Source organism: Blastococcus sp. HT6-30 (assembly GCF_039729015.1).
In the GTDB taxonomy this organism is placed as follows: domain Bacteria; phylum Actinomycetota; class Actinomycetes; order Mycobacteriales; family Geodermatophilaceae; genus Blastococcus.
This window is the reverse complement of the sequence record NZ_CP155792.1, coordinates 2132424-2151404: the sequence shown is the minus strand read 5'-3', so window position 1 is coordinate 2151404 and position 18981 is coordinate 2132424. Positions and strand designations below refer to the sequence as shown.

General features: G+C 73.6%; 17 protein-coding genes and 1 riboswitch. Of the genes, 7 read left to right on the top strand and 10 right to left on the bottom strand.

The genetic code is table 11. The annotated features are described in order from the left end of the window. The first annotated feature begins 77 nt into the window (after positions 1-77). The 4 genes from ABC795_RS10405 (at position 78) to ABC795_RS10390 (ending at position 4600) form a co-directional block, all read left to right on the top strand. Entirely contained in the window at positions 78-1568 is a 1491-nt protein-coding gene (locus tag ABC795_RS10405; RefSeq protein ID WP_347057108.1) for an NAD(P)/FAD-dependent oxidoreductase, read from the top strand. Further along, on the top strand, positions 1568-2407 hold the full coding sequence (locus ABC795_RS10400; protein WP_347057107.1) for an SDR family NAD(P)-dependent oxidoreductase: 840 nt from the start codon (positions 1568-1570) through the stop codon (positions 2405-2407). The genes ABC795_RS10405 and ABC795_RS10400 overlap by 1 nt, the downstream gene beginning before the upstream one ends. Before the next feature lie 200 nt (positions 2408-2607). Further along, complete coding sequence (locus ABC795_RS10395; RefSeq protein WP_347057106.1) at positions 2608-3270, top strand: 50S ribosomal protein L11 methyltransferase; 663 nt, start codon at positions 2608-2610, stop codon at positions 3268-3270. A gap of 124 nt (positions 3271-3394) precedes the next feature. Continuing rightward, a riboswitch (cyclic di-AMP (ydaO/yuaA leader) is annotated at positions 3395-3539 on the top strand. Between the two features lie 194 nt (positions 3540-3733). Beyond that, positions 3734-4600 (top strand): transglycosylase SLT domain-containing protein, encoded by an 867-nt coding sequence (locus ABC795_RS10390; RefSeq protein WP_347057105.1) that lies wholly within the window; start codon positions 3734-3736, stop codon positions 4598-4600. A 100-nt stretch (positions 4601-4700) separates the two neighbouring features. On the opposite strand, the gene ABC795_RS10385 is transcribed toward ABC795_RS10390, so the two are convergent. Further along, the gene (locus tag ABC795_RS10385) at positions 4701-5936 is read right to left on the bottom strand and encodes a glycoside hydrolase family 3 N-terminal domain-containing protein (RefSeq protein WP_347057104.1); all 1236 of its coding nucleotides are present in this window, start codon (positions 5934-5936) and stop codon (positions 4701-4703) included. A gap of 188 nt (positions 5937-6124) precedes the next feature. Between ABC795_RS10385 and ABC795_RS10380 the strand changes: the two genes are divergently transcribed. After that, complete coding sequence (locus tag ABC795_RS10380) at positions 6125-6505, top strand: hypothetical protein (RefSeq protein WP_347057103.1); 381 nt, start codon at positions 6125-6127, stop codon at positions 6503-6505. A 10-nt stretch (positions 6506-6515) separates the two neighbouring features. Here the strand turns inward: ABC795_RS10380 and ABC795_RS10375 are convergent, their stop codons facing one another. From ABC795_RS10375 to ABC795_RS10335, 9 genes are all read right to left on the bottom strand, one after another. Then, positions 6516-7748 carry an IS110 family transposase gene (locus tag ABC795_RS10375; protein ID WP_347057102.1) on the bottom strand — a complete coding sequence of 411 codons (1233 nt, stop codon included), beginning with the start codon at positions 7746-7748 and terminating at the stop codon, positions 6516-6518. 249 nt (positions 7749-7997) lie between these two features. Next, the gene (locus ABC795_RS10370) at positions 7998-8729 is read right to left on the bottom strand and encodes a sulfite exporter TauE/SafE family protein (protein ID WP_347057101.1); all 732 of its coding nucleotides are present in this window, start codon (positions 8727-8729) and stop codon (positions 7998-8000) included. Between the two features lie 2 nt (positions 8730-8731). Then, a complete protein-coding gene (locus ABC795_RS10365) occupies positions 8732-9142 on the bottom strand; it encodes a hypothetical protein (protein ID WP_347057099.1) in 411 nt (136 codons plus the stop codon). 198 nt (positions 9143-9340) lie between these two features. After that, a complete protein-coding gene (gene pntB, locus ABC795_RS10360) occupies positions 9341-10747 on the bottom strand; it encodes a Re/Si-specific NAD(P)(+) transhydrogenase subunit beta (protein ID WP_347057098.1) in 1407 nt (468 codons plus the stop codon). Then, entirely contained in the window at positions 10744-12318 is a 1575-nt protein-coding gene (locus tag ABC795_RS10355; RefSeq protein ID WP_347057097.1) for a Re/Si-specific NAD(P)(+) transhydrogenase subunit alpha, read from the bottom strand. Before ABC795_RS10355 ends, pntB begins: the two co-directional genes overlap by 4 nt. Before the next feature lie 488 nt (positions 12319-12806). Continuing rightward, positions 12807-13955 carry an acyl-CoA dehydrogenase family protein gene (locus tag ABC795_RS10350; RefSeq protein WP_347057096.1) on the bottom strand — a complete coding sequence of 383 codons (1149 nt, stop codon included), beginning with the start codon at positions 13953-13955 and terminating at the stop codon, positions 12807-12809. A gap of 6 nt (positions 13956-13961) precedes the next feature. Next, the gene (locus ABC795_RS10345) at positions 13962-15137 is read right to left on the bottom strand and encodes an acyl-CoA dehydrogenase family protein (RefSeq protein WP_347057095.1); all 1176 of its coding nucleotides are present in this window, start codon (positions 15135-15137) and stop codon (positions 13962-13964) included. Between the two features lie 237 nt (positions 15138-15374). Next, positions 15375-16547: a 4-hydroxybenzoate 3-monooxygenase gene (locus tag ABC795_RS10340; RefSeq protein ID WP_347057094.1), complete on the bottom strand. Its 1173-nt coding sequence runs from the start codon at positions 16545-16547 to the stop codon at positions 15375-15377. A gap of 190 nt (positions 16548-16737) precedes the next feature. Further along, entirely contained in the window at positions 16738-17514 is a 777-nt protein-coding gene (locus tag ABC795_RS10335) for an IclR family transcriptional regulator (protein ID WP_347057093.1), read from the bottom strand. 68 nt (positions 17515-17582) lie between these two features. Between ABC795_RS10335 and pcaH the strand changes: the two genes are divergently transcribed. After that, positions 17583-18329, top strand: a complete 747-nt coding sequence (gene pcaH, locus ABC795_RS10330; protein ID WP_347057092.1) for a protocatechuate 3,4-dioxygenase subunit beta — start codon at positions 17583-17585, stop codon at positions 18327-18329. After that, a complete protein-coding gene (pcaG, locus tag ABC795_RS10325; RefSeq protein WP_347057091.1) occupies positions 18326-18973 on the top strand; it encodes a protocatechuate 3,4-dioxygenase subunit alpha in 648 nt (215 codons plus the stop codon). The genes pcaH and pcaG overlap by 4 nt, the downstream gene beginning before the upstream one ends. Positions 18974-18981 lie beyond the last annotated feature (8 nt).

Genomic DNA, 18981 nt, shown 5'->3' with positions numbered 1-18981 from the left:
TACCGTGCGCCGCGCACCGTCCGCGACGGCGCAGACCCAGTTCCGGCCCGGGCCGGACGAGCGAACCGGAGACAGGCATGCCAACCGAGCACGTGGACGTCCTGGTCGTCGGCGCCGGCCTCTCCGGCATCGGCGCCGCCTGCCACCTGGAGAAGGACCGGCCGGGCACGAGCTATCTGGTGCTGGAGTCCCGCGCCGCTCTCGGGGGCACGTGGGACCTGTTCCGCTATCCGGGGATCCGGTCGGACTCCGACATGTTCACCCTCGGCTACTCCTTCCGCCCGTGGGACGAGGCGAAGTCGATCGCCGACGGACCCGCCATCCGCCGGTACATCGAGGAGACGGCGCGCGAGTACGGGGTCACCGACAACATCCGGTACCACCACCGCGTGCTCTCCGCGGAGTGGTCGACGCCGAACAGCCGGTGGACGGTCACCGCCGAGCGCACCGACACGGGGCAGACGGTCCGGCTGACCTGCTCGTGGCTGTCGGTCTGCTCCGGCTACTACCGCTACGACGAGGGCTTCCGCCCCCGCTTCGAGGGCGAGGAGCGATTCCGCGGAGAGCTGGTGCACCCGCAGCACTGGCCCGAGGACCTCGACATCACCGGCAAGAAGGTCGTGGTCATCGGCAGCGGCGCCACCGCCGTCACCCTCGTGCCGAACCTCGCCGAGCAGGCCGAGCACGTGACGATGCTGCAGCGCACGCCGAGCTACGTCATGTCGCTGCCGAGCCGGGATCCACTGGCCCAGTGGCTGCGCGCCAAGCTGCCGGCCCGGGCCGCCTACCCGATCGTCCGCTGGAAGAACGTGCTCACCAGCACCGCGCTGTACCAGCTCAGCCGCCGTCGCCCGGCGATGGTCCGGAAGCTGATCCGCCGGCTCACCGAGAAGCAGCTGCCGGCCGGGTTCGCCGTCAGCACGCACTTCAACCCGCCCTACGACCCGTGGGACCAGCGGCTCTGCCTCGTCCCGGACGGCGACCTGTTCCGCGCCCTGCGGCAGGGGAGGGCCTCGATCGCCACCGACCGGATCCGCACCTTCACCGAGGACGGCATCGAGCTGGAATCGGGAGAGCACCTCGCCGCCGACGTCGTGGTCACCGCGACCGGGCTGAACCTGCTCCCGGCCGGCGGCATGACCCTCGCCGTGGACGGAGAGCCCGTCGAGCTGCCCGAGACGGTCTCCTACAAGGGGATGATGCTCTCCGGCGTGCCCAACTTCGCCATGGTCATCGGCTACACCAACGCCTCCTGGACGCTCAAGGCCGACCTGGTCAACGGCTACGTCGTCCGGCTCCTGGACCACATGGACGCGCACGGCTACGTGTCGGCGACCCCGGTCGCCCCGCCGGAGGGGGCCGACGCGCCGTTCCTGGACCTTGCGGCCGGGTACGTGCAGCGCAGTCTCGCCGGCCTGCCCAAGCAGGGCGGCCGCGCGCCCTGGCGGCTGCACCAGAACTACCTGCGCGACGTCGCGCTGATGCGCCGCGGCTCCCTGGAGGACGAGGGCATGACCTTCCAGCCGCGAGCGCTGGCCGGCGCCGTCGCCGAGCGGACGATGGCGTGATGGGTCCCTACGCGTTCGCGGGCGGAACGGCCGTCGTCACCGGCGCGGCGAGCGGCATCGGCGAAGCGCTCGCCGCGCAGCTGGCCGGGCGGGGCAGCCACCTGGTGCTGCTGGACCGCGATGCCGAGCGGCTCGAGGGGGTGGCCGGGCGGATCCGTGCCGACCACCCGGGGCTGCGGATCGCCACCCACGTAGCCGACCTCGCCGACGACGAGGCGACCGCCCGGGTGGCGGCGACGCTCGTCGCCGAGCACCCGGAGACGACGCTGCTGGTCAACAACGCCGGGGTCGCGCTCGGCGGGCGCTTCGACCAGGTCACCCTGGAGGAGTTCGAGTGGGTGATGGCGATCAACGTGCGCGCCGTCGTCCAGCTCACCCACGCCCTGCTGCCGGTGCTCAAGACGCACCCCGGCGCGCACGTGGTGAACGTGTCCAGCGTCTTCGGCATCGTCGCCCCGGCCGGCCAGGCCGCCTACGCGGCCAGCAAGTTCGCCGTCCGGGGGTTCACCGAGGCGCTGCGGCACGAGCTGGCCGAGGACGGCATCGGCGTGACTGTGGTGCACCCCGGCGGCGTCCGCACGCGCATCGCCGAGAGCGCCCGGACCGGCTCGGGCGTGTCGGTGGCGGAGTACGAGGAGGGGCGCAAGCGGTTCGCCACGCTGCTCCGGATGCCGCCGGAGGACGCCGCCGCGCAGATCGTCGCGGCGATCGAGCGTCGTCGTCCGCGGCTGCTGATCGGCTGGACCGCGAAGGTTCCCGACGTGCTCGTGCGGCTCGTGCCGGGCAGCTACTGGCGGCTGATCGCCCGTCGGGCGGCACCGGCGAAGCCGACGAGCTGACCGGTCGCGGCGCTCCGGGAGCGTTCCCCGAGGCGTCCCCGGATCAGCACCTGCAACTCCGGGAGCAACGCCCGGATGGTGGGCGTCGACGAGGCGCTGGGTCTCCGGCCGACCGGGGAAGCTGCCGTCGTGGGCGCCCCAGGCCTGAGCGACGGCACCTCGATTGCGCCGTCGTCCCGCCGGTGCGGTTGACTGCCCCGGTGCCGGCCGACCGTCCCGTCCCCCCGGAGTTCGTCCGCGCCCACACCCGCGCGGTGCGGCCCGAACTGGTGCCCGAGGTGGAGCTGCTGGTGGCCGCCGACGTCGTCGCCCTGTGGGAGGCCATGGAGACCGAGCAGGGGCGCACCTCCACCGATCCGCCGTTCTGGGCGGCGGCCTGGCCGGGCGGACAGGCGCTGGCGCGGTACGTGCTCGACCACCCCGACCTGGTCGCGGGGCGGGCGGTGCTGGATCTCGGCGCCGGCAGCGGGCTGGTCGCCGTGGCGGCGGTCCGTGCCGGGGCGACGTCCGTGCTCGCCAGCGACGTCGACCCCTTCGCGCTGACCGCCGTGATCGTGAACGCCGAGCGGAACGGAACGCCGGGCATCACGCCGGTGGGTGACGTGCTGGGCGCCGAACCGCCGGACGTGGCGGTGATCCTGGCCGGCGACGTCTGCTACGACCGAGAGATGACCGACCGGGTGCTGCCCTTCCTGGAGGCCGCACGTGCCCGCGGCGTGGAGGTGCTGGTCGGCGATCCGGGGCGCGTCTACCTCCCGGAGGACCGGCTGCAGTCCCTGGCCGCCTACGACGTGCCCGACACCGAACCGTCGCCAGGCCGGCCCGCACCGGTGCGCCGGACCACCGTCTGGCGGTTGCCCTGAGGGTCGCGTCACGTTCCTTTTCCCGGCAGGGGATTGTCACGAACGGATAACGCTGGTTACCGTGGGCCCCGCCCGGCCGTTCGTTCTCTCCCCACCCGGGGAGGTCCGCCGGGCGCCGCCGAGTCGCCCGCTGCCGTCGAGTTGCGGGCGAGCCGGGGACCCACCGCAGCACTGGGGTGAATCGCGCGCCGAGCACGTGGCGGCGCGGGTAGGGCCGCTTCCCGCCCGAATCCGTCAGCTGACCCGGTAGGCGGCACGACGGAAGAAACGGAGAGCCGCCGCGTGGTGACCCTGCGGGCCCACCCTGTAAGGAACCGCAGCCGGTACGGGGCCTCGCGCGCGCCTTCCCCGCGCTGAGCGCCCGGGCGCACCACCCGACCGCCGCTGCCACTCGACCACCCCGCAGCAGTCCGTGCAGCCTCCGCTGCCCCGCTGTGCCCCGCCCCTGGAGCAGTTCCTCCCCATGAAGCTTCGCGCCACCTCGATCACCCGCGCCCTCCGGCCCGAGGGCGGACGGCGTAGCGCCGGCCGGGTCCGCCGTCCGGCGCTGCTGCTGGCCGTCGTCGCCGCCGGCGGGCTGATCGCCAACGTCGTCGTCACCGACGAGCCGACCGCGCAGGACGAGCCGCAGCTGGCGTCGGTCAGCGTCGCCGAGCAGCTCGGGATCACCGCCGAGGCGCCCGCCGCCGACACGGTGCAGTCCGCCGTCGACAGCCTCGCCCCGCTGGCGGCGAGCCGCAGCGAGCGCGCCGCCGAGCGGGCTGCGGCCGCCGAGGCCCGGGCCGCCGCGGAGCAGGCCGAGCTCGATCGCCGGGCCGCCGAGGAGGCGGCCCGCATCGCGGCCGAGGAGGCCGCCCGCGCCGAGGCCGCCCGCGCCGAGGCCGCCCGCGCCGAGGCCGCCCGCGCCGAGGCCGCCCGCGCCGAGGCCGCCCGCGCCGAAGCCGCGCGCGCGGAGACGGCTCGTGCCGAGGCCGCCCGCGCCCAGGCAGCCGTCCCCGCTCCGGCGCGCGCGACCAGCGCCCCGGCGGCACCTGCCGCCCCTGCCGGGTCGTTCAAGCAGTACGCGATGAGCAAGGTCGGCAGCGCCGGCGAGTTCAGCTGCCTGGAGAGCCTGTGGGGCAAGGAGAGCGGCTGGAACCCCAACGCGCAGAACCCGACCAGCACCGCGTACGGCATCCCGCAGTTCCTCAACTCGACGTGGGCCGGGACGGGCATCGCCAAGACCTCCGACGGCTACCGGCAGATCGACGCCGGGCTGATCTACATCGAGAACCGCTACGGCTCGCCGTGCGGCGCGTGGTCGCACTCGCGGGCGACCGGCTGGTACTGAGCGCAGCTGGCTCCCCCGATCACCCACCGACCAGATCGGTGATCTCGTCCCCTTCACGCGCGTGATGGGGGGGAGATCGCCGAACTCGTCGTTTCCGGGCTCAGCCGAGGAGGCCGGCCTCGGCCTTGGCGGTGAGGGCGGTGCGGACGGCGGCGTCGACGGTCGCGGCGAAGGCGGGGTCGGTCTCCGCTCGGGCCACGGCGGCGTCGACCATCTCCGGCACCAGACCGGCGTCGACGGTCAGCACCAGCGTGCCCCCGGCCGCGAGGAAGCGGACGGCGCGCTCGCCCGGCGGGATGTCCGCCACCGCCTCGGCGGCACCCAGGTCGTCGGAGACGACCACCCCGTCGAAGTCCAGCCGGTCGCGGAGCAGGTCGGTGACCACGGCGCGGGAGAACGCGGCCTGCTCCTCCGGGTCGATTCGGGGATAGGTCGCCGACGACGTCATCACGAACGGGTCGGCCGCGGTGCGGGCGAGCGCATCGGCGAAGGCGGTGACCTGCTCGTCGCCGGCGGCGGTCACCGGGTCGACGACGTCGCTGGTGATGTCGGTGTTCTCGGACACCCGGCCCAGGCCGGGGAAGTGCTTGAACGTCGGGACGACGCCGTGCGATGCCAGCCCGTCGGCCATCGTCGCGGCAGCGGCTGCCACCGCGGGGCCGGCGCCGGCGTACTGCCGGCCGAACGCGCTGATCGGCGCGTTGCCCGCCTCGGTGCCCGGGGGAACGACGTCGGCCACCGGGGCGAGGTTGAGGTTCAGGCCGGCACCGGACATCGCGGCTCCCAGCCGGTCGGCGAGCGCACCGAGCTCGCCGACCGCCAGCACCCCCTGCTCCACCGCCGGCGGGAGCACGTCGAACCCGGAGCCTTTGAGGGTCTGGACTGCGCCACCCTCCTGGTCGGCGGCGATCCAGAGGTCGGGGCCGGGCGCCGCCTCCTGCCAGGCGGCCGTGGTGGCGGCGAGCTCCGGTGCGGCCAAGGTGGTCCGGCCCTGCAGGAAGACCCCGCCGACCCCCTCGCCGACGACGGCCGTGCCCGCGCCCAGCCCGTCCAGCGGAACGCCGGCCACGAACAGCTGCGACACCTGAGCCCGGCGGTCCAGTCCGGCGAGCACGGCGTCCACGGACACGTCCGCCGACGTCTGCTCGGGCGATGGGGGAGTGGTGGTGGCCGTCGCGGGTCCGCCGCCGGAGAAGGAGGCCGGTCGGACGGGCGTGGAGGCGTAGCCGGTCAGCGCGGCGACGACGACGGCCGCGAGGAGCAGGGACCGCGCCCGGTCCGGCCGTCGGATGGGCGCGGAACCCGCCCGGGACGTCGTCGTGCGGTGTGTGGGCATCTCCCCGAGTGTTGCCCGGGCCGCCCCGGGAGCCGGGGAGATGGTGGCCGTGTCGCAGTCGGGTGACCCTGAGCCGCTACCCGGGCGACGGAGGAGGAGATCCGGAACCGCCCCGCCGACGGCTGACCGGGCACCGTCGGCCCGTCCTGCCTAGGGTCGGGGGGGGCAGGACAGCCGGAGGGGGAGCGATGACCGAGGCCGACGGCGACCGCACCGACCCGCAGAGCGGGATCGTAGGGCGGTCGATCGACGAGTTCGTGAGCCAGCTGCGGTTCTTCACCGACCGCGCCCGCACCCTGGCCGGCAGTGCGACGTCCCGGCTCCCGCTGCCGGCCCTGCCCAGTCCGCCCGGCGCGATGTCGGCCGCCCAGCTGCGCGCGATCATGGAGATGGTGACCGCGCAGCGCACCTCGATCGCGGCGATGCGGGCCCAGTTGGACGCCTTCGACCAGCAGCTCGCCGTCTTCGAGCGGATCCTCGACCCGCTGGTGGAGTGGAGCGGCTCGTGGGCCCGGTTGGAGGAGGCCGTCGGCGACCTCGTCCGCCGGGAGCCGCCGCCCGGGGGCTGAGAGCCCTGTGTCAACCCGCGGCGGTCAGGAGTTGTTGTAGGCCGTTGTAGCGGGCGGGGTCGTAGGCGGTGTTGTCGGTCCAGCAGCGCCAGATGATCCGGCACCAGGCTCGGGCGAGGATGCGAACGGCGTGAGGGTGGCGGGCGCCACGGTCGCGGGCTCGCTGGTAGATGTCGGCGGCCCAGGGGCTGGCCTGGCGGCTGTCGGCGGCGAAGTCGATGAGTGCTTCTCGCAGCTTCTTGTCGCAGGAGTGCCGGAACGCGACGTGATGGCGTTTGCCGCTGGCCCGGGTCGAGGGCGCCACTCCAGCTGCGGCGGCCAGGGCGGTGTCGTCGGGGAAGCGGGCGCGGCAATCACCGATCTCAGCCAGCAGCAGCGCGGCGCGGTTGATGCCGGCGCGGGGCAGGCTGGTGAAGACCGTGGCGTCGTGATGCAGGGCGAGGCTTTCCGCGATGGCCTTGTCGAGGACGTCGATGCGAGCCCGGAGGTCGCTCAGCGTGGCGACGAGCTGCTCGGTGACGGTGGCGCAGGCGGCGCCCGCGGGACCGGGAAGCCCGGCTGGGGCATTCCGCAGGTGGGCCATGAGCTGCTCGGCAGTCTGCCGCCCGCAGTAGCCGACCGCGGCCAGCCAGGCGGCCATCCGCTTCTCGGAGAGCCAGGCCGCCCGCTCGGCGCAGGGAAAGCGGGTCAGGAAGGTCAGGCTGATCGGCGAGTCGATCTCGGCGAAGAGCCCCACCGCGCCAGGGAAGGCGGCCAGCAGGTTGGCGCGCAGCTGATTGGCCAGCGCAATCCGGTGCTTGATCAGGTCCTTGCGGGCGCGCACCAGCGCCCGCAGCCCGATCGTTGCGGAGCTGTCCGGGGTCAGCGAGGCCAGCCGGTGCCCGTCGCTGCGCAGCACGTCGGCGAGCACGAACGCATCGAACCGGTCGTCCTTGTTGCCGGCCGTGCCGTAGCGCAGCCGCAGCGCCTTGACCTGCCGGCTGGAGACGACCACCACCTCCAGGCCGCCGGCCAGCAGTGCATCCACGACCGACCCGTCACCGCGCTCGATCGCCACCCGCACGACCCCGGCCCGCCGCAGCCGATGCGTCATCGTCTGCAGTCCGGCCGCTTGGTGCTCAGCCTCGAACCGCTCGATCACCGCCCCGGCCGAGTCGACGATGCACACCGCGTGCCGCTCCCAGGACCAATCCAGCCCGCCGAAGCGGGGTTCCTCGTCTGCCCGAACCTGCCTACCGTTCATGTTGCTGCCTCCGCTGTTGCACCAGTGGGGTCAGCACCCGCGGTCCGGGACGTGCAGCCGGTCGCTCACTGATCGGCGCTCGAGGCGCGCAGCCCTGTCGCCAGTCGGCACGCCCCGGGCCGCCGGGCCCGCAACTTCTCAGCCAGGCCCTCGAAAGGCTCCGTCAGCCTGGCGGTGCACCGGCGACACCGGGGTGCGACGGCAGGCTGTCACCAACCCAGCCGCGGCACCAGGGTCCAGCAGTGAGGGTCAGCCGGTCAGCGCCCGGACCAGCAGCGCCGCGCCGGAGAGCAGGCACAGCACCAGCGCCGCGCGGCGCATGGCCGGCAGGGACAGCCGGCGCCGCAGCGGGCCGGCGGCGACGTAGCCGAGCAGGACGAACGGCACGAGCAGCGCGCCGGACGCGGCACCGCTGCCCGAGAGCTCCCCACCGGCCACGAGCACCCCGAGGGAGAGCACCGTGGTGCCGACGAAGAAGACCGAGAGGTTGGCCCGCTGGGCGGCGGGGGAGGGCGCGCGGTAGGTGAGCACCAGCGGCGGTCCCGGGGTCGCCGCGACGGTCGACAGGGTGCCGGAGGCGAAGCCCGCGACGGTCAGCGCACGCCGGCCGCCGGGCAGCTGGACGCCGGCGATCCCCGCGCCGCAGGCGACCAGCACCACGACCGCAACCGTCGCCGCCAGCAGCCGTGCATCCATCACCTGCAGCAGCCCGAGCCCCGCGAGCGCTCCGGGGACCGAGGCGAGCATCGCTCCGCGCATCGCCGGGATCTCCAGCGCGCCCCGCTCCCGCCACAGCACCGGCAGCAGGGAGGCGAGCGTCCCCACCAGCAGTGGACCGGGCACGAGCGCGGGCTGGACGAGCAGGACCAGCGGTCCGGCGAGCAGGCCGAAGCCCATGCCCGTCGCCGTCTGCACGACGGACGCCACCAGCACCGCCAGGCCGCACGCCACCAGTGCGAGCGGATGGGCGGCGAGCTCCACGCTCAGAAGCCGTCGTCGCCGTCTTCGTGGGGACGACGGCGCAGCAGGCCGGTCACCGAGCCCACCCGGCTCTGCGCCTGGCGCAGGCCGTGGATCAGCGGCATCAGGTCGTCGTGGATGCGTCGCAGCGTGTCGGGAACGGTGTCGACGGCGGGGTCGTCGAGCACCCGGCCGACCCGCTCGATGCCGGGGCGCAGCGCGCGCACCGGCTCCTCCAGCTCCTCGACCAGCCCTTCCAGGCGCTCGGCGATGCGGTGGGCCGAGGCGATCGTCTCCCGCGCGGACGTGGTCGCCGCGGTCAGCTCGCGGACGGTGGCGTTGAGGTCGGAGAGGGTCCGGGGCAGCTGCGCCAGGGCCTCGGTCTGCGTCTGCAGCAGGGTGAGCAGTTCGCCAAACCCGGGGATGCGGGGCATGCCGAGACCGCGGAAAGGATCCACCGGGCAACCGTCGGCGACTCCGCCGCGCAGCGCAACCCGGCGGTGCCCGGGGCGATCCAGCGGCCGACCGGCAGGTGCTCGGCCCGATCCACGGCGGTCCCTGGGAGGTACGTCTTCGCCACCGGCCCGACCGCGCACGCGGCCCGCCGGGAGACCAGGCCCCGGGTGCGGCGCTCACAGTGACTTGAGGATGTCCTCCACGCGATCGCGTGCGTCGCCGAACAGCATGGCGGTGTTCTCGCGGAAGAACAGCGGGTTCTGGACGCCGGCGTAGCCGGTGCTCATCGACCGCTTGAAGACGATCACCTTCTCCGCCTCCCAGACGCGCAGCACCGGCATGCCGGCGATGGGGCTCGTCGGGTCCTCGGAGGCGGCCGGGTTGACGGTGTCGTTGGCGCCGATGACCAGGACGACGGAGGTGGCGGCCAGGTCGTCGTTGATCTCGTCCATCTCCAGGACGACGTCGTAGGGTACCTTCGCCTCGGCCAGGAGGACGTTCATGTGGCCCGGGAGCCGGCCGGCGACGGGGTGGATGCCGAACCGGACCTCGACGCCTCGCTCGGTCAGCTTGCGGGTCAACTCGGCGACCGGGCCCTGGGCCTGGGCGACGGCCATGCCGTACCCAGGGGTGATGACGACGGACTTCGCCTCGCGCAGCAGCTCGGCGGTCTCGGCGGCGCTTATCTCGGTGTGCTCGCCGTAGTCGACGTCGGCGGAGCCCACGCTGCCCTCGTTGCCGAACCCGCCGGCGATGACCGACAGGAACGAGCGGTTCATCGCCTTGCACATGATGTAGGACAGGTAGGCGCCGGAGGAGCCCACCAGGGCACCGGTGATGATCAGCAGGTCGTTGCCCAGCAGGAAGCCCGAGGCGGCGGCGGCCCAGCCCGAGTAGCTGTTGAGCATCGAGACCACCACCGGCATGTCGCCGCCCCCGATCGAGGCGACCAGGTGCCAGCCGAGGGCGAGGGCCAGCACCGTCACCACCGACAGCACGAGCAGGTTCGGCTCGGCGACGAAGATCACGGTGAGGACGGCGAAGAGCGCCAGCGCGCCGAGGTTGAGCCAGTTGTGGCCCGGCAGCATCAGCGGGTTGCTCTTGATCCGCGCCGACAGCTTGAGGAAGGCGACGATGGAGCCGGTGAAGGTGACCGCGCCGATGAACACGCCGACGACCACCTCGCCCGAGTGGATCCCCGCCTCGGCCCCGGTGAGCGTCGAGCGGCCGTCGGCGCCCTCGACCGAGAGGTACCCGTTCCAGCCCACGAGCACCGCGGCCAGGCCGACGAAGCTGTGCAGCAGAGCGATGAGCTCGGGCATGCCGGTCATCTCGACCCTGCGCGCGCGCCACAGGCCGATCGCCGCGCCGATGGCCACGGCGACCACGAGCAGGGTGAGGCCGACGGCGGAGATGTCGCGGGTCGCGACGCCGACGGTCGCGGCGAGCGCGATCGCCATGCCTGCGATGCCGTAGGCGTTCCCGGCCTTCGCCGTCTCGTGCTTCGACAGGCCGGCCAGGCTGAGGATGAACAGCAGGGCGGCGACGATGTACGCCGCGGCGGCGGCGGTGGTGGCGGTCATCGGGCGGCGCCCTGCACACTCGGGCCGCGGGAGAACATGCCCAGCATGCGGCGGGTGACGGCGAAGCCGCCGAAGACGTTGATGCTGGCCACCAGCGTGGCGACGAAGGCCAGGGCCTGCACGACGCCGTCGTCGCTGCCGAGCTGCAGCAGTGCACCGACGACGATGATCCCGGAGATCGCGTTGGTGACGCTCATCAGCGGGGTGTGCAGGGCGTGGTGCACGTGCCCGATCACGTAGAACCCGACGACGACGGCGAGCGCGAACACGGTGAAGTGCCCGACGAGCTCGTTCGGGGAGAATGCGGTGAGCAGGAACAGCAGCGCCGCACCGAGGGCCACGAGCGCGAACCGGCGGCCGGGCGAGGGGGTCTTCTGCGGCACCGCGGGGGCGCCCGCCGTCGCGCCGGCGGGTGGGGACGGCGGCGGTGGCGGTGCCGCCGAGACCTGCACCGGCGGTGGCGGCCAGGTCTTCTCGCCCTCCCGCACGACCGTGATCGCCCGCTGCACGACGTCGTCGAAGTCGAGGACCAGCCGTCCGTCCGCGCCCGGTGTCAGCAGCTTGAGCAGGTTCACCAGGTTGGTGCCGTAGAGCTGGGAGGCCTGGGCCGGCAGGCGGGCGGGCAGGTCGGTGTACCCGATGATGGACACGCCGTTCGGCGTCACCACCACCTCGTCGGGCACCGACCCGGCCACGTTGCCGCCCTGCGCGGCCGCCATGTCGACGATCACCGACCCGGAGCGCATCGAGGCGACCATCTCCTCGGTGAACAGCCGGGGGGCCGGCCGACCGGGGATGAGCGCGGTCGTGATGACGATGTCGACGTCGCGGGCCTGCTCGGCGTACATCTGGGCGGCACGCCGGTTGAAGTCCTCACCCATCTCGCGGGCGTAGCCGTCGGAGCTGACCTCTGCACCGTCGGCGTCGGGCACCGCCACGTACTCGCCGCCGAGCGACCGCACCTGCTCGGCGACCTCGGGGCGTACGTCGGTGGCCCGCACGACCGCCCCCAGGCTGGAGGCGGCTCCGATGGCGGCCAGCCCGGCCACGCCTGCGCCGGCCACCAGCACCTTGGCCGGCGGGACCTTGCCGGCGGCGGTCACCTGACCGGTGAAGAACCGGCCGAACACGTTCGCCGCCTCGATCACCGCCCGGTACCCGGCGATGTTGGCCATCGAGGACAGCACGTCCATCGACTGCGCCCGGGAGATCCGCGGCACCGCGTCCATGGCCAGCGCGGTGATCGGCCGCGCGGCCAGCGCGTTCACCAGATCCGGGTTCAGCGCGGGGGAGAGCAGGCTGATCAGGGTCGCGCCGTCGGCCAGCCGGCCGATCTCCTCGACCGCGGGGGCGTTGACCCGCAGGACCACCTCGGCGCCCCATGCCTGCTCGGCCGTGCCGACGCGCGCGCCGGCCTCGGCGTAGGCCTCGTCGGGGAAGCTGCTGGCGGTACCGGCACCGGCCTCGACCACGACGTCGTATCCGAGCCGCACCAGCTGCGTCACCGTCGCCGGTGTCGCGGCCACCCGCGTCTCGCGGGGCCGCGTCTCGCGCGGAACTCCGATCAGCATCGTGGTGCTCCATTCCTCGGTGCGTCGCCTCGTCGCCTGCCCGCCAGTGGCGGGGTCGTTCACGGTGCGGTGGATCCCGGGGGATCTTGCCTGCTGCCGGACCGTTGCGGCGTCCGGCTCCAACGATGTGAGTCACGGCACACGAGGTCGGGGCACCGGGCGCGCCTCCGGGCGGGAGTGTGACGGCTGCCTCCCCCCACGAGGGGCGGGGCGGCAGCCAGGGTGAGGCGGGTGGCGGAACCGGCCGAGGAACTGCGGGATGGGTCCGGACGACGGTGGCCGTTCGTACGGAGGGAGGACCGTGTCCGTCCCCGGGATCGGCGCTGCCGGCTCCCCGCGTCGGCGATCAGCCCCGACCGGGCGGACCGCCTCGTCGTTGCCTGCCTCGCCTCCTCACCGCCGGGCCGACCCGGCCCGAGACGGCGGTGCCCCGCCCCCCCGGGAAGGGGGAGCGGGGCTCCGGCGCAGACCTGCAGTTGGGCCCTCGTTCAGACCGCGTAGGGCGCGCCCAGCGGGTCGACGGTCGGCCGGTCGGCCACCGTGCGGGCCAGCCGGGCCGCGGCGAAGTCGCCGTCGCCCAGCAGGTGGTCGATCGCGGTGAGCCGGCTGGTGTAGTGCCCGACGGAGTACTCCGCGGTCACGCCGATCCCGCCGTGCAGCTGGATGGCCTCCTTGCCGACGTGCCGGCCGGCGCGGCTGGTCTGCAGCCGGGTCCGGTCGGCGGCGGAGCGGACGTCGCCGCCGGCGTCCTGCACCATCGACGCCCACAGCGCGGTGCTGCGGGCGAGCTCCAGGGACACGTACATGTCCGCGGCGCGGAAGGTGAGCGCCTGGAACTTGTTGAGCGTCACCCCGAACTGCTTGCGGGTCTTGAGGTACTCGGCGGTGATCCGCAGGGCGGTGTCCATGGCGCCGATCGCCTCGTGGCTGTAGGCGATGCGCGCCTCGGTCAGTGCCCGCTCGATCGCGGCCGTCTGGTCGCCGCCGGTGCCCAGCAGGGTCGCGGGGGTGCCGTCGAAGCGGACGTTGGCCGCGCGGGTGCCGTCGTGCGTGCGGTAGCCGGTGCGGGTCAGGCCCGCCGCGTCGCCCTGCACCACGAACAGCCCGGTGCCGCCGTCGACCATGGCTGAGACCACCAGGACGTCGGCGCGGGCGCCCGTGGGCACCGGCTCCTTGACGCCGGTGAGGGTCCAGCCGTCGCCGGCCTGCGTGGCGGTGACCGCCGACGCCGACGGGCTCCACCGGGTGCCGATCTCGGCGTGCGCGAAGGCCGGCACGCTGGTGCCCTCGGCGATCACGCTCAGGAGCTGGGCCTTCTGCTCGTCGGTACCGACGGCGGCGATCAGCCCGCCGGCCAGCACGACCGCCTCGATGAACGGCTCGGGAGCGATGACGCGGCCGATCTCCTCGGCGACGATCGCCACCTCGATCGGCCCGGCGCCCATGCCGCCGTGCTCTTCGGCGAAGGGCAGGCCCAGCAGGCCCATCTCGGCCAGCCGCGACCAGGTCTTCTCGTCGAAGCCGGGGTCGTTCGCGGCGACCTTGCGGCGCGCCTCGCTGTCGGAGTACGTGCGCTCCAGCAGGCCGCGGACGGCCTCGCGGAGGTCGTTCTGCTCGCTGTCGAAGGTGAAGTCCACGTCAGATCACAGCCCCAGGATCGTGCCGGCGATGATGGTGCGCTGAACCTCGTTGGAGCCTCCGTAGATGGAGACCTTCCGGTAGTTCAGGTAGTGCGGCGTCGCGACGCGCGCCCAGTCGGGCACGTCGGAGCCCTCCTCGGCGAACGAGGCGACCGAGAGCGGGCCGGCGATGTCCACCAGCAGCTCGGTGGCGGCCTGCTGCAGCTCCGAGCCCTTGAGCTTGAGCACCGAGGAGGCCGGGTGCGGCTTCCCGTCGGCGGAGTTGGCGACCACGCGCAGCGCGGTGAGCTCCAGGGCCACCAGCTCGTTCTCGACCTCGGCGATCCGCCGGGCCATGAACGGGTCCTCGAGCAGCGGGCGGCCGTCGACGGTGATCTCGCGGGCGTACTCCTTGGCCTGGGCGAGCATCTTCTTGGTGGCGCCGACGCGGGCGATGCCGACGCGCTCGTTGCCGAGGAGGAACTTGGCGTAGTCCCAGCCGCGGTTCTCCTCGCCGATGAGGTTCTCGGCGGGCACGCGGACGTCCTCGAAGAACACCTCGTTGACCTCGCGGCCGCCGTCGATGAGCTCGATGGGGCGGAGCGTGACGCCGGGGGTGTCCATCGGGAAGACGAGCATGGAGATGCCGCGCTGCTTCTTCTCCGCGGTCGGGTCGGTGCGGACGAGGCAGAAGATCCAGTCGGCGTGCTGCCCCAGGGTCGTCCAGGTCTTCTGACCGTTCACCACCCAGTCGTCGCCGTCACGGACGGCGGTGGTGCGCAGCGAGGCGAGGTCGGAGCCGGCGTCGGGCTCGGAGAAGCCCTGGCACCACCAGATGTCGAGGTTGGCCGTCTTGGCCAGGAAGCGCTCCTTCTGCTCCTGGTTGCCGAAGGCGGCGATGACCGGGCCGATCATGCTGGTGTTGAAGGCCAGCGGCTCGGGCACACCGGCCAGCTGCATCTCCTCGCGCCAGATGTGGCGCTGCAGCGGCGTCCAGTCCCGGCCGCCCCACTCGACCGGCCAGTGCGGCACCGCCAGGCCGGCGGCGTTGAGTGCGCGCTGGGCCTGGACGTACTCCTCCTTGGACACGTGCCGGTGGGCCGCGACCTTCTCGCGGATCTCCTGCGGCACCTGGGTGGTGAAGAAGGTCCGCATCTCCTCCCGGAAGGCCTGGAGCTCCGGGGACAGCTGCAACCGCATCGGTCCTCATTCCTGACGGCGGCAGCGCCGTCTCGACGTAGTGCCTCCGACGATCCCACACGGGCTACCGGCGGGTAGATGCGGCATCCCGGCTGCGGAGTGCCGGCCGCACGACCGGGCCCGGGCAGCGGTGCTGCCCGGGGCCCGGTGCGGAGCGCCGACGGATCAGATCGGGGTCGACCAGAACGAGCAGCTCGCCCCGGCGGGCGCCGCAGGTCGCGACGCACGGCTGCCCGGTCAGATCTCGATCGGCAGCCCGGTGTAGTTCTCCGCCAGTTCGCGCGCGGCGGCCTCCGACGAGCACACGCGCTCCAGCTGGGCGAGCTGCAGCCGGGCGTCGAAGTCGTCGCCGGAGGTGTGCAGCATCGACGTCATCCACCACGAGAAGTGCGTGCACCGCCAGACCCGGCGCAGCGCGGTGTCGGAGTACGCGTCCACCAGGTCGGTCCTGTTCTCCTGGAGCAGGCGGGTCAGCGCCGTGGCCAGGAGCGTGACGTCGGCGACGGCCAGGTTCAGCCCCTTCGCGCCGGTGGGCGGCACGATGTGCGCGGCGTCGCCGGCGAGGAACAGCCGGCCGCGGCGCATGGGCGCGCTGACGAACGAGCGCATCGGCAGGATCGACTTCTCGGTGATCGGACCGGTGGAGACGTCCCAGCCGTCCAGCGACATGCGGCGGGAGAGATTCTCCCAGATGCGGTCGTCGGACCAGTTCTCGATCGAGTCCGACGGGTCGACCTGCAGGTACAGCCGGGAGACCGACGGCGAGCGCATCGAGTACAGCGCAAAGCCGTCGGGGTGCCAGGCGTAGATCAGCTCGTCGGTGGCGGGCGGGGCGTCGGCCAGGATGCCCAGCCAGGCGTAGGGGTAGGTGCGCTCCCACAGCCGGCTGTCGGTTCCCGCCGTCACGACGGGCCGGGAGACGCCGTGGAAGCCGTCGGTGCCGGCGACGACGTCGCACTCGAGGACCTGCGCGACGCCGTCGGCGTCGGTGAACCGGATCCGCGGCGACTCGCCGTCGACGTCCTCGGGCACCACGTCGGAGACGTCGAACAGCAGGGGCGGCCCGCCGTCGAGCTGCGCCTTGATGAGGTCCTTGGTGACCTCCGTCTGCCCGTAGACCCACACGGTGCGCCCGCACAGCTCCGGGAAGTCGAGGGTGTGGCGGGTGCCGGGGTACTGCAGGTGGATGCCGCGGTGCTCCAGCCCCTCCCGGCGCAGCCGGTCGCCGAGGCCGGCGTCGGTCAGCGTGTCGACGGTGTGCTGCTCGAGGATGCCCGCGCGGATCCGGGCCTCGACGTACTCCCGGGACCGGTTCTCCAGGACCACCGAGTCGATGCCGCGCAGCGTCAGCAGCCGGGACAGCAGGAGGCCGGCCGGGCCGGCGCCGATGATTCCCACCTGAGTGCGCACGGAAGGAAGTGTTCCCGCCTGCGCCCGTCGGCGGGACCGGAACCTTCCGCCCAGTGGCAGGGGCGGTGGCATCCCGGGAGGCGGGCGTCGGTCAGCGATCCCGCCGACGGGCCGCTATGCCCCCAAGCTGTCCCCCCGGTGGCGCCGAGCTCGACCACTGGGGAAGCCGGTGTCGCCGGGCGCGCGGACGTCAGTGGAACTCCTGCGAGCGGGCGAGCTCCCGGCCGATGCCCCGCGCCGCCATCTCCAGCGCCGGAACCAGGCGGGCGAGGTCCCGGCGGTGCGGTGGGACGACGATGCCGAGGGCGGCCACGGCCAGCGGGCCGGTCGCCCGTTCCACCTGCACGGGAACGGCCACGGACGCGGCCCCGGGCGACATCTCCTCGCACGTGCGCGCGTACCGGCGCCGGCGGATCTCGACCAGCTCCCGGGTGAGCTGCGCCGGGTCGACGACGGTGCGCCGGGTGATCGGGGACAGCGAGCGCAGCGTCTGGTCGACGACGTCGTCCGGTGCGGCGGCGAGCAGCACCTTGCCCACGCCGGTGGCGTGCAGGGGCAGCCGGCTGCCCACCTGGCTGACCACCGGCACCGACTCCCGCCCTGACACCCGGTCGACGTACAGAGCGGCGAGCCCCTCCCGGACGGCGAGGTGCACGGTGTCGCGGATCGTGGTGTGCAGGTCGAGCAGGAACGGGGCGGCCACCTGCCGGAGCCCCAGCTGAACCGGGGCGAGCAGGCCGAGGTCCCAGAGCTTGCGGCCGATCTCGTAGCGGCCGTCGGACCGGCGCACCAGCGCTCCCCACCCGGTGAGCTCGCCGAGCAGCCGGTGCGTCGTCGTCAGCGGGGTGCCGGTCCGCTCGGCGATCTCGGACAGCGACAGCCGCGGGGTGTCGCTGCCGAACGCGTCGAGCACCCCGAGCGCCCGGGAGGTGACCGACCGGCCAGGGGCGGCGCTGCGACCTGCCATCTCGTGGTACTCCCGCCCAGTGGAAGCTTGGGGTTGGGAGCTTAGCGTCCCGGTCGTACCGTCCCGGCATGACCGGGACCACCTCCGCCGGCGGCCTGCACGTGCCGCGGTACCTGCGCGAGCCCGAGGCCCTGCGCACCCCCGTGGGCTTCCCCGAGTACCGCAGCACCGGTTTGCGCGCGCCCCTGCGCACGCCGGTGGACCTGCCGCACCGGCTCACGGAGGTCACCGGTCCGGTGCTGGGGGAGGACCGGGTGCGGCCGGAGGACGCCGACCTCACCTTCCGCAGCGGCGGCGAGGCGATCGGCCAGCGGATCCTGGTGCACGGCCGGGTGCTCGACAGCAACGGCCGCCCGGTGCCCGGTGCCCTCGTGGAGGTCTGGCAGGCCAACGCCGCCGGCCGCTACCGGCACGTCGTCGACAACTGGCCGGCGCCGCTGGACCCGCACTTCGACGGGCTGGGCCGGGTGGTCACCGACAGCCTGGGCCGCTACGAGTTCATGACGATCAAGCCCGGCGCCTACCCGTGGGGCAACCACCACAACGCCTGGCGCCCGGCGCACATCCACTTCAGCCTGTTCGGGCGGGCGTTCACCCAGCGCCTGGTGACCCAGATGTACTTCCCGGACGACCCGTTGTTCGGCCAGGACCCGATTTTCAACGCCATCCCGGCGGCTGCGCGGCACCGGGCGATCAGCCGGTACTCCCTCGAGCGCACCCAGGACAACTGGGCGCTGGCCTTCGAGTGGGACATCGTGCTGCGCGGGGCCGACCAGACGCCGTTCGAGACCGACGACGACGGAGATGTCGCGTGAACCCCCTGGACGTGCCGCCGGACCCACCCGGCCCCTTCCAGCCGCGCACCGGGCAGCGCGGCACCGGCTTCCTCACCGGGCCGCTGCGGCTGGGCACCACCCCGAGCGCGACGGTGGGGCCGTACCTGGCCATCGGCCTCACCTGGCCGGATGGCGAGTGGGCCGCGGCCGAGGGCACCGAGGGCGGCGTCTGGATCCGCGGCCGCGTGTTCGACGGCGCCGGCGACGTGGTCCCGGACGCGATGGTCGAGACCTGGCAGGCCGATCCGGACGGCGGCTTCCCCTCGCCCGAGGACCCCCGCGGGCCGTCGTCCTACCCGGGCTTCCGCGGCTACGCCCGGGCGCAGACGCTCAGCGGCGAGTTCGCCGTCCACACCATCAAGCCCGGCCGGGTGCCGGACGGGGACGGCGGGCTGCAGGCTCCGCACGTCGACGTGAGCGTGTTCGCCCGCGGGCTGCTCGACCGGGTCGTCACCCGCATCTACTTCGCCGACGAGGCGGAGGCCAACGCCGACGACGTCGTCCTGCGGGCGCTGCCGGACGACGCGGCGCGGCAGACGCTGATCGCCACGCCCACCGTCGACGGCTACCGGTTCGACATCCACCTGCAGGGCGAGCGCGAGACCGTCTTCTTCGCGGTATGAACTCTCCT